This is a genomic window from Izhakiella capsodis (genome assembly GCF_900115045.1).
Taxonomy (GTDB): domain Bacteria; phylum Pseudomonadota; class Gammaproteobacteria; order Enterobacterales; family Enterobacteriaceae; genus Izhakiella; species Izhakiella capsodis.
Genome location: NZ_FOVC01000002.1, coordinates 193,809 through 206,825 on the forward strand (window position 1 = coordinate 193,809; position 13,017 = coordinate 206,825).

A 13,017-nucleotide genomic window follows, 5' to 3' on the forward strand; every position below is an offset into this window, starting at 1 on the left:
GGGCACTATGCTTGCCGATGTATTAATCGTTAGAAAAAGTAATCAAGACACCGAAATATCTTTAACTCGTATCTGGCAGCAAGCCGATCGCCTGATGCTGGCCATCTGCTGTACGCTATGGCTTATCGTGATGCTGATCGGCTGGCTGGTGGGTGAGTTTGAACTGGCGCTGTTATGCGGCGGTGTGCTTACCTTGCTGGCCTGCGCATTGCGCTATCTTTTTTGGGGGACAACCGTCAGCCGGGCAGGTTTTGCTGTACTGCTGATTAGCTTTGCCGGACTCTTGATTCAGTTGGGTGGGGGGCAAACGGAATATCACTTCTCCGTTTTTGTGCTACTTTCCGCATTGTTGGCTTACCGTGATTATTTGCCGCTTATGGTCGGCGCGGCAACCGCAGCGCTGCATCACGTCCTGTTCAATTACCTGCAACAAAACGATCTGTATGGCATCGTCGTTTTTGTCCATAGCGGCTGGCATATGGTGTTTTTTCACGCGCTGTTTGTGGTGGTGCAAACTGTTATGCTGCTGTGGATTGCCTTTCATATGTCGGCTGATGCCCGGGCTGCGAGTGAGGTTGCTCAACTGGCCGGTTGGATCAACCGCGAGCCAGGCCACTTGACCCTGGTCGCTGATGATGCAACCAGCAAGACCCCCTTCGCTCGTACGTTCAGTTCAACCCTGGGGACTATGCACGGCACCCTTAACCAGGTTAATCAGAGCGTGATTGCCTTATTGAGCGAGGCGGAGAGTATTTTGCAACGCAACTCGGCTTTGTCACAACGCACCGATGAGCAGGCGCATGCCCTTGCCGATATAGCCAGCGCGATGGCACAGATGAATTGCGCGGCCACCCTTACCAGCGATAAAGCACATGCGGCCAGCGAGCTGGCCAGCAGCGCCAGCAGCGTCACGGCACAGGGCAGGAGAAACATTGATGCGGCGAAGCAGTGGATGGATCGCGTTAGCGACGACTCACGCCGGGTAGGTAGTGTGCTGGAGCTGATTGATGATATTGCCTTTCAAACGAATATTCTGGCACTGAACGCCTCGGTAGAGGCCTCCCGCGCTGGCGTTAACGGTCGGGGTTTTTCCGTCGTCGCGACGGAGGTACGCACCCTGGCACAGCATTGTGAACGCGCTTCGGGAGATATTCGCCAGCTGATTAACGCAGCAGCGGAAAGCACTCAGAGTGGGCAGCGTCAGGTTGAAGAAGCGGGCCAGACCATGCATAAGGTGATGGATCGAATTGATGCATTAACGCAGCTGGTGAGCGAGCTTTCTCAGATGAGCGAACAGCAAAGCAGCAGCATCAGCCAGATGAAAGACAGCATTGCCAGTATCGATCACAGCGTTCAGGACAACGTCAGACATGTCGCAGAGACGCTGCAACGCGCTCATCATCAGCAATCCCTGGTGAATGCGTTGAAAGACGCTATTTCAGTGTTTCGCATTGCCTGAGCCAGCACTGTTTGAACCCTGAGTCGTCTCACTGAGGGTGACGCTGTATTCTCGCTTTTTGTCATTGCGTCGCGCTTCCTCGATGTTTTCTGGCGGTCAGACCGGTAATGTCAGCGGCTGGTTGCCGTTTTGGCATGCCAGTAAGCAACGGCGCGCACCCGGTCTTTGTCGACAGACGTCGTCGTCAGTAGCTTATCCGCTAATAACTTTACTGCAGCGCCTTCACCGGTCATCCAGATAAAGTAATCTTCTGTTATTGGCGCCTGTGCCTGTAGGACGGTCAGCAAATTCTGTAACGGCTCGCCGTGCATTAAGCCGCTACCAAGCCAGTGACGCTCCAGCGGTAGGGCAGTTTGCAGATAGGCTTCGCCTACCGAAGCGTCGGCAAAGGCATACAAACTCAGCGTGCATTCCGTCTGACTGGCGGCCAGATCGTTCAGGCGGCGCTGCATTGCAGGTAACCCGGTTTCATCACAAATATAAATCTGTTCTCTGTAACCGCATGGAACTTGCAAGGAGGCACGCGGACCGCCAACTAATAGCGTATCACCGGGCTTTGCTGTTGCCGCCCAGTCGCTGGCGACGCCGCGGTCGTGGATATAAAAATCGAGCGTCAGCAGGTTATTCTGTGTATCGAAAGTCAGTGGTGTGTAATCACGCATTGCCGGGCGCGGGCCCTCTGGCCACACGATGCCATCATCGCTGATGGTTGGCATCAGCAGGGCTCCGCTCTGCGCGTCAGGAAAAAAAAGCTTTATATGGTCATCGAAACCACGTGAGCTGAAGCCCGTTAGCATGTCGCCGCTAAAGGTCAGACGGTAGAAAGATGAAGCCAATAAAACTTTATCTTTAACCGTAATCAGTCGGAAAGCCAGCTCATTATGTATTCGCTGTGGCAGCGGGGTTAAAATTGGAGAATCTGACATTGCGGCATCCTGTTAAGATGAAAATGATTATCATTTACAGGTGGAATTATGACCGGGTTATATTTCTGCTTCAAGTCTGACGAGTGCTCATTCCGTGCGTTTTGCGTCACAGGCACGCTGGTGTAACGGCGCTGGGGTGCCCCTTGATGTAGGCAAAGGTTTATCCACCTGTGCCGGGGAGAAAAACCAGGTGCCGTACCGGTTGCGCAGGCTTGCGCGCAGCTCAATCCAGTAAAGCCGTGAATACTGGCACCGATTGTCGTCAGCGCCATATTGTCCGATCCTGTCTTGCAAGTCGTGTCGGTTGTCCATCAGAGAATTATTTACGATCCCGAACCAGCGTACGGTAGCCGTTTAACGCGCGGCGGATTTATCAGGATGGCTGCCAGCCCGATATCGGGCGGCAGGTCGTTGATTTTTTCGGGGATGGCAGATTGTGGTAACTGCAGTGGCGACACTTTTCTGCGGCCGCTCACCTGACGGCAGGGCGTAGGCTGTTCCCGGCGGTGTGTCTGGCAGCAGAAGGAAAAGATCAGGCCAGCGCCATCTCTCCCAGCTGCCAGCGGATCGCGCTAACCCCTTTCTCACGGCTGAGGCGGCTGACCAGCTTTTCTACCTGAGCAGCAGCGCCGGGCAGGCCCAGGATGTCAGCTTGCACCTGCATTTTTCCGGCCTGCGGCAGATCTTCGCTCTCCAGGCCCTGCAGCTGGAGACGCCCGCTTTTTAGCCCTTCCAGAATCAGATTGCGCATTTGCACCTCTTCTTCTGCCAGGCAGGTCAGGCGCAAATGATAACGTTGCGCGGCTTCGCTGGCGGCCAACCCCTGCTGACCGTTGATGCGCAGTGTCACTTCACGCAGCAGGATGTTGGCGCTGAGAATAATCATGCAGCCGAGGGCGGCTTCCAGAATTAAACCCATGCTGCACAGCACGCCGATTGCCGCGGTACACCACAGCGTTGCGGCAGTATTGAGTCCGCGAACGTTCATTCCATCACGCATAATCACGCCGCCGCCGAGAAAACCGGTACCGGAGACAACGTAAGCCGCCACGCGCGTAGCGTCCAGCCCTTGTATACACTGGGTCATAACCACAAACAGGCAGGCACCGGTGCAGACCAGCGCATTGGTGCGCAGTCCGGTAAGGCGCTGACGAAATTGCCGCTCTGCGCCGATCAACGCGCCGAGCAGTAGCGCAATAAGCGCACGGAGAAAAAAGACTTTCCAGTCCATATGACACCTCAGTTAGCGGCTGATAATCCGCCAGTTATGAGGGTTACATACAGGTTATCTCTGCTCTCGTCGGAGCGATGCAGAAGGGGAACAACAGAAATGAGCCTGCTGTGCCGACATAAGTAAGTCAGCAGCCGGCGGCCTGAACTGACTTACTGATTAACCTGGCGTAACCCGCCGGGATGACTGTCCAAGCGTGGACTCCTCAGTAAGTGATTGATAAATCGCCGGCATAATAGTGTTACACACACCGTCTGGCAATACGGCTTCATAAACCAATCGACAACAAAAGGTAAAATTCAGGCAGCGAAGAGGGTAAATCAATACGTTATCGTGAATCAGCCATCGCCTGCCTGGCGTCACGGATGGCTAACCGCGCGCTGTTGTTATGCGGATATAGCCGGTGATGCCGGTGGTCGCGTTCTGGTGTCAAAAAATTAACGGCTCAAGCCAGCATCGCTTTTGACCGCGCAATGGCGGAGGTAAAAATCATCATGCCTGAGAGGATGAAGCCCCCTGCTAAGAGGGCAGTGCGGGCGGAAGTTTACGCCACGCATCGGGGTAAAATCGTCGGCATACTTGCCAGCGGTTAAGTGATCAGCTGGTGAGACAATCCCTGCCAGCCATGCCAGGCCATGAAGCCAGCGATCGCCAGCATCAGCAAGCTCGAAAGCCAGGGAGCGCGGCGGGCAAGAGTATCAAAGCCATTCCAGCGACGCGCCAGCTGATCGACGCTCAAGGCCGCTGCCACGCCAACCGCAACCATGGTTAACGCCAGTCCAATGCTAAAGCACAGTACCAGCGCACTACCGAGGGCCAACGCTTTCATTTGCAGGCAAATCAGCAGTACGGTGACGGCAGCCGGGCAGGGGATCAACCCGCCTGTGAGGCCGAACAGCAAAATCTGTCCGTTGGTGACTGCCTGGCCCTGAAAGCGTTTTTCGATTTGCCTTGCATGTGCCAGCTCATGGGCATCCTGAAATACGGCTGCCTCTACGGCGATGTTTTGTGGGCCGAACTGCAAATCATAATCATGGGCATGCCCGGCGTGGCTCAGCGTTAGCCTGGCAGCTGATGGCTGTTGCGGTCCTGTCGACTGCGTTGAGCGCAGAAAACTGCCGACGTTGGCAAAATCAAATTGGTGGGCGCTCTTTTCGTCGGGATCTGTAGTAAGGATCACCTCATCTGCCTGCCATGGACGCCCGCTGAGGGAGCGCAGCTGCCAGCAGTTTTCTCCCTGCTGCTGTGTCAGCGATATTTCGACCAGACCGTGGCCGGTATCTACTACTTGTAAGCCGGTATTGTTATTGGTCTGTCGACGCAGATCTTGTTGTAAACGCCAGCTGCGTTCCTGACGCCAGTTATGCCAGGCAATCCAGGCGGCGATAGCCATAATCACCAGCGCGGAGATAAGTTCCAGCCAGGGTTCAGCGACGGCGGCAGTAAAGCGGCTGCTAATCCAGGTGCCCCCCAGTGCAACCAGCCAGACGATCAGCGTGTGGGAGAACGTTGCCGCCAGCCCAAGTAAAACGGCCTGCTTCACGCTACCTCTGATGGCAACGATAAATGCTGCCATCATTGTTTTTGAGTGTCCAGGCTCCAGGCCGTGCAAAGCGCCTAGCAGCATGGCTCCCGGTACGAATAACCAGGCATTACTGTGTTGAAGAAGAGAAGCGAAGTCGAACATAGTGTTGATTCCAGTGCAGTGATTATACCAGGGGGGAGTATATATACTCCCCCCTGGTATATCAACAGCGTTCTGTTATACTGCGCAAATGAATCAAAGGAGAAGGCCAATGGCGCATACTGTTCAGGACAAGAAAAAATTGCAGGCGCGGGTAAACCGCATTCAGGGTCAGCTAAGTGGGTTAGGGAAAATGCTGGAGCAGGAGGCAGATTGTGATTTGATTCTGCAACAGATAGCAGCGGTGCGCGGGGCGATTAACGGTCTCATGCAAGTGGTCATTGAAGGCCATCTGCACGTTCATCTGGTGCACGAATCTGACGAGGATCGGCGAGCCAGCGAGCTGGAAATTATGCTGAAAGTGTTGAAAGCCTATATGAAATAGTCATTACGCCTCCGGGTGGGCAGCAACCGCATATCTCATCGTGCGGCATCGCTTTTATGCCTGATTGAGTCATCGGTTTGATGTATCGCGCCATCGGCATCCGGTGATTGACTATTCTTTCGAAAAATAACCAATAGTTTCGCTACTCTGCTCACATCAAGAGCCATCAAGGCTCATGGTTATCAGTGATGTTGCTGCGTGCAGTTTTTATGCATTTTGATTCATCTCAATCTCAATTATCGTCACAGTGCGCCTTAAACTTTACCGGATCGGTCTCATGCGTGAGCAAGAAAATGCAATCACTGGCTGGAATAAATCGGCCCCCTTTCGCCGGGCAACCTTTTGCAGGCAGAGGCCCAGCGTTGCCCTGTCAATGATCTGACATGACATTTAAAAGGCCTCTGCCTGGTGGATCCTATTCCGCTGTATTTTTAGAGATTGTCAGGCCGGCGTCGGGTAAATGTGAATGAACATTTCTCAAACGGAACAGTAATGATACCCAGACAAGCGACTATCAGACCGACACCGACCCAACCGAAGAGAGGAAGTCTTTCGCCGACGAGCATAACGGCAAGTAAAGCGGCAATAACCGGCTCAATTAAAGTAAGAGTGGTTGCCGTGCTGGCTGATACGCGGGCCAGACCGTAGCCATAGCAAATGTATCCGGCAAACATGGGGATCACTGCCATATAAAACCCGACGGCGGCATTGTTCCAGCTTGCCAAAAGTGGCGAGCCTGTTATAAACAGTACAGGCATTAGCAGAGCACCGCCTGCGCCAAAAATGGCTCCCATAGCTGCGCGTGAAGCCACGCCAGCCTGCATTAAACGTCGCGCCGACCAGGAATAAAACGCATAGGTGAAACCGGCCAGCAGACCCAGGAAAATACCTGCCGTGATAAGGGCGTCCCCGGCACTTTGTCCGTAGTTTTCTGCCAGACAAAGCATCACCATACCGCAAATGCCCACAGCCGCTCCGCACATCCATCGCCTTGTCAGGTGAACTTTGTCAAAGCGATATTCGATCAGGGCAGTCAAAAGCGGCGCAGAGCCAATGGAAATAACTGTACCGATCGTGACCCCGGCATAATGCATGGAAGCGTAAAAGGCGAGAGGGTAAATTGTTACGGCAATCGCACCGGTAAGCAGAAAGTGCCAGTGGCTGAATATCAGCTGGCGCTGGCAGATAAGCGTGTTGCCAGCAATGATGGTCTGTAAAAGTCCGCCAACGCCCATAGCTACCGCGCCAATGGCAAGTGGGCTAAGATCAGGGGCGAAGGTGGCGGCTGTACCGGTGGTACCCCAGAGAATAGCTGCGATGAGTACGCCAGCTATGCCACTATAACGCTGTCCCGACTCACCCATCAGTATGCCTCCATCATCTGTCTGGCAATCATGCAGGCCTGTTTAACGCAGTGACTGTTCCCTTCCAGTCCGGCTCGTGAGATGCTGCCTTCCAGCAGAAAGGCGAAGTGTCTGGCCATATTGCGCGCATTTTCTGCATTCCCTTTCATGAGGTCAGTCAGGCTCGCTGCGAGGATGGCCTCGACTTCCTCTTTATGTTCACGAACTGCCTGGCGCCCCGGTGTTTTGGCAAGCAGTTCTGCTGCCGCGTTGAGCAAGCCGCAGCCACGGAAGCCGTTCTCGTATTCAAACTCAGCATGATCCTGATAAGCATGAAATACTGCCATCACTCGCTCTGTAGGGGTCAGGGCCAGCCGCAACCGTTTTTCATAGAGTGAGAGCCATTCTTCGTGACGCACTCTGAGGTAAGCCGCCACCAGTTCCTCTTTTGATGAGAAATTGTTATAAAGACTTTTTTTTGCTACCCCAGCGTGCTTCACAATAGAATCAATTCCTGTGCCGTTTATGCCGTGGTTGTAAAACAGCACGCTGGCAGCATCGAGCAATTTTTCATAGGCGCTTTTAGAGCCTGCGGATGAAGATGCCATTTTTTGCCTCCTGATAGCTCAAGTAGGTAGATCAGTCTACCTACTTGCATATTGAAATCAAGCTGCACCGCATTGCGGTGTACGCATTTTATTTCCAACCCCCGGTGGGTCTGTGATAGTTGGCAGTTGGTCATGCTAGCTGGCTACGCCAGGCTGCCCTTGTCGATAGACTTACATGAAAAAAAGAGAGGATTGAATCAAGCGATGATTATGCCACTTCCATTGAGCGCTACATGAGCTAGTGTTTTCGTCCGCGATTTCACCAGGCTTTTATGGTTATATTTAGCTGAATGTCTTTTACAGTGCGCTGCGTAACCTTACCTGCGGTTGAACACAATATTTAGCTTATGCCTGGCCAATTACGCCCCATGGGCTGGATAGCGCGAAAATCCGGAATCAGGCGATGAATCCACTCAGCCCGTGTGTTGACAGCATGAAGGCAGGCTGGTCGCTTTGCCAGTAGGATGGGAACCTATGAATTTGATGACATCATTAAGTTTTTCAGCGATATCCGCAGCCGTCCAACAAAACGAAAACGTGACATTTTGCGCAGGATAAAATCTGAAGAGTTGCAGCGACCACAGAGCATCGCTGCAAAAGGCGGTTATTTCAGTTTATCGAAATCAGCGGCATCATGGCGCTCGGCTAATTGCTGGTTTTCCTCGCCCCAGGTGCGGTTAACGATACGACCGCGTTTTACCGCCGGACGATCGGCAATGGTTTTGGCCCAGCGCAGTACGTTAACATAGCTGCCGACCTCAAGAAACTCACCCGCGCCGTACTGCTCGCCAAAAACCAGATTGCCATACCACGGCCAGGTGGCAATATCAGCAATGCTGTACTCATCGCCTGCCAGATATTGATTGCTGGCAAGATGCTGATCCAGTACGTCCAGCTGGCGTTTAGCTTCCATGGTAAAACGGTCGATGGCATATTCAATTTTTACCGGCGCATAGTGATAAAAATGACCAAATCCGCCGCCGAGATAGGGTGCTGAACCTTGCAACCAGAAAAGCCAGTTGAGCGCTTCCGTCCGGCGGGCCTGATCGTCTGGCAGGAGCTGACCGAACTTTTCTGCCAGGTAGAGTAAGATGGCGCCAGATTCGAATACCCGCACCGGCGGTGTCACGCTGTTATCCAGCAGGGCAGGTATTTTGGAGTTAGGATTTACCGCAACAAAACCGCTGGAAAACTGCTCGCCTTCGCCAATGCGGATCAAATACGCATCATACTCAGCGCCACTGACGCCGAGCGCCAGCAACTCCTCCAGCATAATAGTGACTTTCTGACCGTTAGGCGTCGCCATAGAATAGAGTTGCAGAGGATGTTTACCCGTTGGTAGCGCTTGCTGGTAGCGAGCGCCGGCGGTCGGGCGGTTAATTTTAGACCATGTCCCGGCCCGATCTTTGTTCCAGTGCCAGACTTTGGCTGGCTGATAGCCACTCTCCGACATAACGTTTTCTCCTGTCAGGTTTGAAGATTCCACCCTTAATAATGGACCAGGATAAAAAAACTATCAGCGCAATTTGCTGTTTAATGCGACTGCCCGGAAAAGCGGTCCAGCCAATGATGATTCGGGGTACTCCATTGCGCCTGCCAGTGAGGAAAATCTCGTCTATTTCGTGTGAGATGGTGATATCCAGCGCCGTAGGCTATCTTGAATCAGACGGTATGCCTCAGCATCCGGCTGGGGCAGCATAGTTTCAGCTGGCGTCTTGTCGGGGCGGGTTATCGGGTGGTTTCGTACTCTGTCTGGCGATGACGACAGGTTGAGCAGAGATGTACTGCGTCATGCGAGAGTTGCCGCGCTTTTACTTTAATAGCCAGCCGACACTGCTCCGTCCTGCACGCGGTTAATTATCGTCCGAATGCTTAAAGCACAAATCATCTAAGGTTAAACGTTGTCACAATGGGATAATTTGCCAACATAAATACAGCGGGCGTGGGTGCAATGTCGTTATTGAGTAATATCTGGTCTTTTATTGCTGAGAATTACGTTCTCTATGTGATTTTTTTTAGCGGGGCGCTACTTGTCTCCGGTCTGGTGTCCTGGCTTATCAGCAAGTTCTTTCTGGTTTTCCTGGTGCGCAGGCTGTTTTTCGCTACCCATAAACAGGATGTGCCGCTGGAAAAAGATGTCCGTATTGCCGGTAAGCTGGCGAATATGGTGCCAGTGATAACAGTTTATACCTTCAATCAGTTCATCCCCAATTTACCGCAACACATGGCGGATACCCTCAATACCATTTGTGGCATTTTGTTTATTGTCTACCTAGCAAACCTGATAAATGAAATTCTGGAGATTATTAATCTTTCATGGGTGCGCAAAACGCGGAAAAAAAACCACTCGATTAAAGGCTATATTCAGGTTGGAAAAATCGGCGTTCACGTCATTGCGGCGATACTGGTGTTGGCGACCATGTCGAACAAGTCGCCCGTTATTATTCTTTCCAGTTTAGGTGCTGTAGCCGCGGTGCTGATGTTGGTGTTTCAGCATACGCTGATTTCACTGGTAGCTAACATCCAGGTTTCAACCTCGGACGTGCTGCAATTAGGTGACTGGATTGAAATGCCCGGCTCGGATATTAGTGGCGAGGTGATTGATATCGCGCTGCATACCATTACCGTACGCAACTGGGATAACACAATCTCACGTATTCCCACCAAGAATTTTATCACCGAAACCTACACTAACTGGCAGGCGATGTTCGCCTCCGGTGGACGGCGTATAAAACGCAGCTTTTATATTGATCAACTATCCATTTCGTTCGCCACGCCAGCGTTAATAAAGTCGTTAGAACGTTTGCCTCTGTTGTATAAAATGGTGGAAGAAACCTTGCCACCAAATAAACCGGACTCACTGGACGAGTCGTGGTTTCTTGAGCAGGGAATAACTAACGTAGGTCTGTTTCGTAAATATATCGCGCGTTGGCTGGGTAAGCGTGGGGACATTCGCGGCGATATGTATCTGGTTGTTCGCCCGATGGCACCCACGGCGCAGGGACTTCCGGTGGAAGTTTATTGCTTTACGTCCTCAACCTTATGGATCGATTACGAAGAGTCTCAGGCAGAGATCTTTGAGTATATTTATGCTATTGCGCACTACTTCCAGCTGACTATCTATCAGCAACCGACCGGTGGCGACTTCCGTCGTCTCACATCGGAATAGAACAAGAACCCAGCGTGACATTCGGAGACGATGATGATTGTAAACAGTATGGCTTATCGCCAGGGACGCGAGCCGGAGGTAGTTGCGGTTGAGGATATCAGCGAGTTTATTAAACAGCCCGATACCTTTATCTGGCTGGGTTTACTGGAGCCAGATCTGGCTTTTATGAACACCATCAAACAGGAATTTAACCTGCATGAACTGGCGATTGAAGATGCGCTTACTGCGCATCAGCGGCCTAAGATTGAGCGCTACAGAGACTCGTTGTTCATCGTATTAAAAACTGCCAGGCGGGATGAAAGTGGTGAGATTCACTATGGTGAAACCCATCTGTTTGTTGGCAAAAACTTCCTGATCTCAGTTCGTCATGGGCAATCTGACAGCTATGCTAAAGTTCGCCAGCGGGCGTTGGAAAACCACGATAAATTCGCGCTTGGTGCAGGTTATGCGCTTTACTGCATTATGGATTTTATCGTTGATAACTACAGCAATATTATTGCAAAGCTCAACGATTGTATCAGTAATATCGAAACGGCAATGTTCAATAGTGAATTTAATCGTGACGATTTGCAGCTCGCCTATAATATGCGGCGCGAGCTGTCCTTGCTGCGCAATGCCGCCCACCCCGTCGAGGAGATCTGTTCACAGCTGATCCACCTGCATCAGGAAACTATCCCGGAGTCACTCCGGCCGTACATACGCGATGTACAGGATCACGCCAGCCACGTGGTAATCGATGCCGATGAGATGCGTGAGATACTGATCAATGCCATGCAGGTCAAGCTTGCGCTGATTTCAGTGCAGCAAAACGAAGTGGTGAAACGTCTGGCGGGATGGGGGGCAATACTGGTGGTACCAACGGTGATATTTAGTATGTACGGCATGAATTTTAAAAATATGCCTGAGCTGAATGATTACTATGGTTATCCGGCATCGCTGCTGGTGACACTAGGAATTTGCGGCTGGATATGGAAAAAGTTTCGCAATGCAGGCTGGCTATGATCTCGCCGCGGACTGCGCGTAGCATGATAAGCTTGGCTCTCTCACTATTTGCCGCTGTTGAGTATCATCATGACGATAGTTGTCAGCGCAGCGGTTGGCGGCTCATGAGCAACCGAGAGAGTAATCGGACCGGCGCTTGATTTCCCGGATAGCGAAGCGATTTTCGCTATTGTCTGCCTCATCGCCTGGATGGTCAGATGAGTACGGAGGTTGACCAGGCCGGTAATGCGTAATCAAGTGGTAACATTGCCGCCGCGGATAAAAAGCGGCGACAAAAGAGGCGCCTCGATCAGGTTCCCGCAATGATGCCAACCGCAGCGACACTGACAAAGGCAGCGAAGAGTACGATAACCAACACTGCCGAACTGCCGCCGACGACAGCCGCAGTTTTACCGTTTGATACCTCACGTTTTTCCAGCGAGCTGATCTGTGAAACCGGCACTACGCGACCATCGTCAGCGTAAATATTTTGCGGATCGGTTCGGGACACTGTCAGCTCGCCTTTTTCGCCGCTTTTGAGCTGAAAGCGAATTTTGTCGCCTGAATATAAAGGCGGCTGCATTAAATAATAACTACCATTATTTAAAGATTGCTGCCGAACGTTTACACCATAATAGGAATGGCAACCAGTGGTGAGTAATGTCATTGTAATAAGCATGGTTGACAGCGTTTTTACGCTTTTCATCGCTCGTCTCTCTCAGAGATTAATGTGAGGTATTTATTAAAAAGTAGCTCAGCATTTATCTTCCGGCGAGTTATTTTTCAGCAGGTGATCGATCTGTGTTTCATATTGCGCTGGCTAGTCATGATGAGCATCAGGAGAAGGACCGGCTTTATTTTTAGCCGTATGCGCCTTCGCGTGTGTAATGATGGTATCAATCAAGGCAATAACCAGCCGTCGCTCTTCGATGGGTAAAAGTTTAACTGCCAGAAATTGCTTAATTAGCTCCTCTGGCGGATCGTATTCCGCATTGGCGAACACCAAGTCGTCCAGAGATACGTTCAGCCGACGCGCCAGCTTAATCAATGGAGAAAGGGTTGGTTTAGCGATCCCTGCCTCATAACGACGAAGCTGATTGACGTGAATCGCCACGCTGTCAGCCAACCCTTGTTGGGTCAATCCAGCGGACCGGCGAAGTTGAGTTAATCGTGTGGAGAATTTCATAACAAACTCCGAGGAGGTGTTTTCAGCATGTTTAGCGTCCTTGCC

At 51.8% G+C, this 13,017-nt stretch carries 12 protein-coding genes; 4 read left to right on the top strand and 8 right to left on the bottom strand.

The window, feature by feature from the left end; genetic code table 11:
• Positions 1 to 7 precede the first annotated feature (7 nt).
• Positions 8 to 1,459 (top strand): methyl-accepting chemotaxis protein, encoded by a 1,452-nt coding sequence (locus BM191_RS04285; RefSeq protein ID WP_092875502.1) that lies wholly within the window; start codon positions 8 to 10, stop codon positions 1,457 to 1,459.
• 110 nt (positions 1,460 to 1,569) lie between these two features.
• Here BM191_RS04285 and BM191_RS04290 read toward each other — a convergent pair whose 3' ends face one another.
• The 3 genes from BM191_RS04290 to BM191_RS04300 all read right to left on the bottom strand — a co-directional run bounded on the left by BM191_RS04290 (position 1,570) and on the right by BM191_RS04300 (position 5,303).
• Positions 1,570 to 2,385 carry a siderophore-interacting protein gene (locus tag BM191_RS04290; RefSeq protein WP_092875504.1) on the bottom strand — a complete coding sequence of 272 codons (816 nt, stop codon included), beginning with the start codon at positions 2,383 to 2,385 and terminating at the stop codon, positions 1,570 to 1,572.
• A gap of 532 nt (positions 2,386 to 2,917) precedes the next feature.
• A complete protein-coding gene (locus BM191_RS04295) occupies positions 2,918 to 3,616 on the bottom strand; it encodes an MgtC/SapB family protein (RefSeq protein WP_092875506.1) in 699 nt (232 codons plus the stop codon).
• A 589-nt stretch (positions 3,617 to 4,205) separates the two neighbouring features.
• On the bottom strand, positions 4,206 to 5,303 hold the full coding sequence (locus BM191_RS04300) for a nickel/cobalt efflux transporter (RefSeq protein ID WP_092875508.1): 1,098 nt from the start codon (positions 5,301 to 5,303) through the stop codon (positions 4,206 to 4,208).
• A gap of 109 nt (positions 5,304 to 5,412) precedes the next feature.
• On the opposite strand from BM191_RS04300, the gene BM191_RS04305 reads away from it, so the two are divergent.
• Positions 5,413 to 5,685, top strand: a complete 273-nt coding sequence (locus BM191_RS04305; protein WP_092875510.1) for a metal-sensing transcriptional repressor — start codon at positions 5,413 to 5,415, stop codon at positions 5,683 to 5,685.
• 431 nt (positions 5,686 to 6,116) lie between these two features.
• Here the strand turns inward: BM191_RS04305 and BM191_RS04310 are convergent, their stop codons facing one another.
• The 3 genes from BM191_RS04310 to yghU form a co-directional block, all read right to left on the bottom strand.
• A complete protein-coding gene (locus tag BM191_RS04310; protein WP_092875512.1) occupies positions 6,117 to 7,049 on the bottom strand; it encodes a DMT family transporter in 933 nt (310 codons plus the stop codon).
• Positions 7,049 to 7,636 carry a TetR/AcrR family transcriptional regulator gene (locus BM191_RS04315; RefSeq protein ID WP_092875514.1) on the bottom strand — a complete coding sequence of 196 codons (588 nt, stop codon included), beginning with the start codon at positions 7,634 to 7,636 and terminating at the stop codon, positions 7,049 to 7,051. Before BM191_RS04315 ends, BM191_RS04310 begins: the two co-directional genes overlap by 1 nt.
• A gap of 604 nt (positions 7,637 to 8,240) precedes the next feature.
• Positions 8,241 to 9,089 (bottom strand): glutathione-dependent disulfide-bond oxidoreductase, encoded by an 849-nt coding sequence (gene yghU / locus BM191_RS04320; RefSeq protein WP_092875516.1) that lies wholly within the window; start codon positions 9,087 to 9,089, stop codon positions 8,241 to 8,243.
• A 498-nt stretch (positions 9,090 to 9,587) separates the two neighbouring features.
• On the opposite strand from yghU, the gene BM191_RS04325 reads away from it, so the two are divergent.
• The gene (locus tag BM191_RS04325; protein WP_092875518.1) at positions 9,588 to 10,805 is read left to right on the top strand and encodes a mechanosensitive ion channel family protein; all 1,218 of its coding nucleotides are present in this window, start codon (positions 9,588 to 9,590) and stop codon (positions 10,803 to 10,805) included.
• A 33-nt stretch (positions 10,806 to 10,838) separates the two neighbouring features.
• Entirely contained in the window at positions 10,839 to 11,807 is a 969-nt protein-coding gene (locus tag BM191_RS04330) for a magnesium and cobalt transport protein CorA (protein ID WP_092875520.1), read from the top strand.
• Positions 11,808 to 12,096: 289 nt separating this feature from the next.
• Here BM191_RS04330 and BM191_RS04335 read toward each other — a convergent pair whose 3' ends face one another.
• Both BM191_RS04335 and BM191_RS04340 read right to left on the bottom strand, forming a co-directional pair.
• Positions 12,097 to 12,492: a hypothetical protein gene (locus BM191_RS04335; protein WP_092875522.1), complete on the bottom strand. Its 396-nt coding sequence runs from the start codon at positions 12,490 to 12,492 to the stop codon at positions 12,097 to 12,099.
• 114 nt (positions 12,493 to 12,606) lie between these two features.
• Complete coding sequence (locus tag BM191_RS04340) at positions 12,607 to 12,972, bottom strand: helix-turn-helix domain-containing protein (RefSeq protein ID WP_092875524.1); 366 nt, start codon at positions 12,970 to 12,972, stop codon at positions 12,607 to 12,609.
• Positions 12,973 to 13,017 lie beyond the last annotated feature (45 nt).

Coding starts and splice junctions, on each gene's coding strand:
- BM191_RS04285 (WP_092875502.1), top strand. CDS start 8: ATGCTTGCCGATGTATTAATCGTTAGAAAAAGTAATCAAGACACCGAA.
- BM191_RS04290 (WP_092875504.1), bottom strand. CDS start 2,385: ATGTCAGATTCTCCAATTTTAACCCCGCTGCCACAGCGAATACATAAT.
- BM191_RS04295 (WP_092875506.1), bottom strand. CDS start 3,616: ATGGACTGGAAAGTCTTTTTTCTCCGTGCGCTTATTGCGCTACTGCTC.
- BM191_RS04300 (WP_092875508.1), bottom strand. CDS start 5,303: ATGTTCGACTTCGCTTCTCTTCTTCAACACAGTAATGCCTGGTTATTC.
- BM191_RS04305 (WP_092875510.1), top strand. CDS start 5,413: ATGGCGCATACTGTTCAGGACAAGAAAAAATTGCAGGCGCGGGTAAAC.
- BM191_RS04310 (WP_092875512.1), bottom strand. CDS start 7,049: ATGGGTGAGTCGGGACAGCGTTATAGTGGCATAGCTGGCGTACTCATC.
- BM191_RS04315 (WP_092875514.1), bottom strand. CDS start 7,636: ATGGCATCTTCATCCGCAGGCTCTAAAAGCGCCTATGAAAAATTGCTC.
- yghU (WP_092875516.1), bottom strand. CDS start 9,089: ATGTCGGAGAGTGGCTATCAGCCAGCCAAAGTCTGGCACTGGAACAAA.
- BM191_RS04325 (WP_092875518.1), top strand. CDS start 9,588: ATGTCGTTATTGAGTAATATCTGGTCTTTTATTGCTGAGAATTACGTT.
- BM191_RS04330 (WP_092875520.1), top strand. CDS start 10,839: ATGATTGTAAACAGTATGGCTTATCGCCAGGGACGCGAGCCGGAGGTA.
- BM191_RS04335 (WP_092875522.1), bottom strand. CDS start 12,492: ATGAAAAGCGTAAAAACGCTGTCAACCATGCTTATTACAATGACATTA.
- BM191_RS04340 (WP_092875524.1), bottom strand. CDS start 12,972: ATGAAATTCTCCACACGATTAACTCAACTTCGCCGGTCCGCTGGATTG.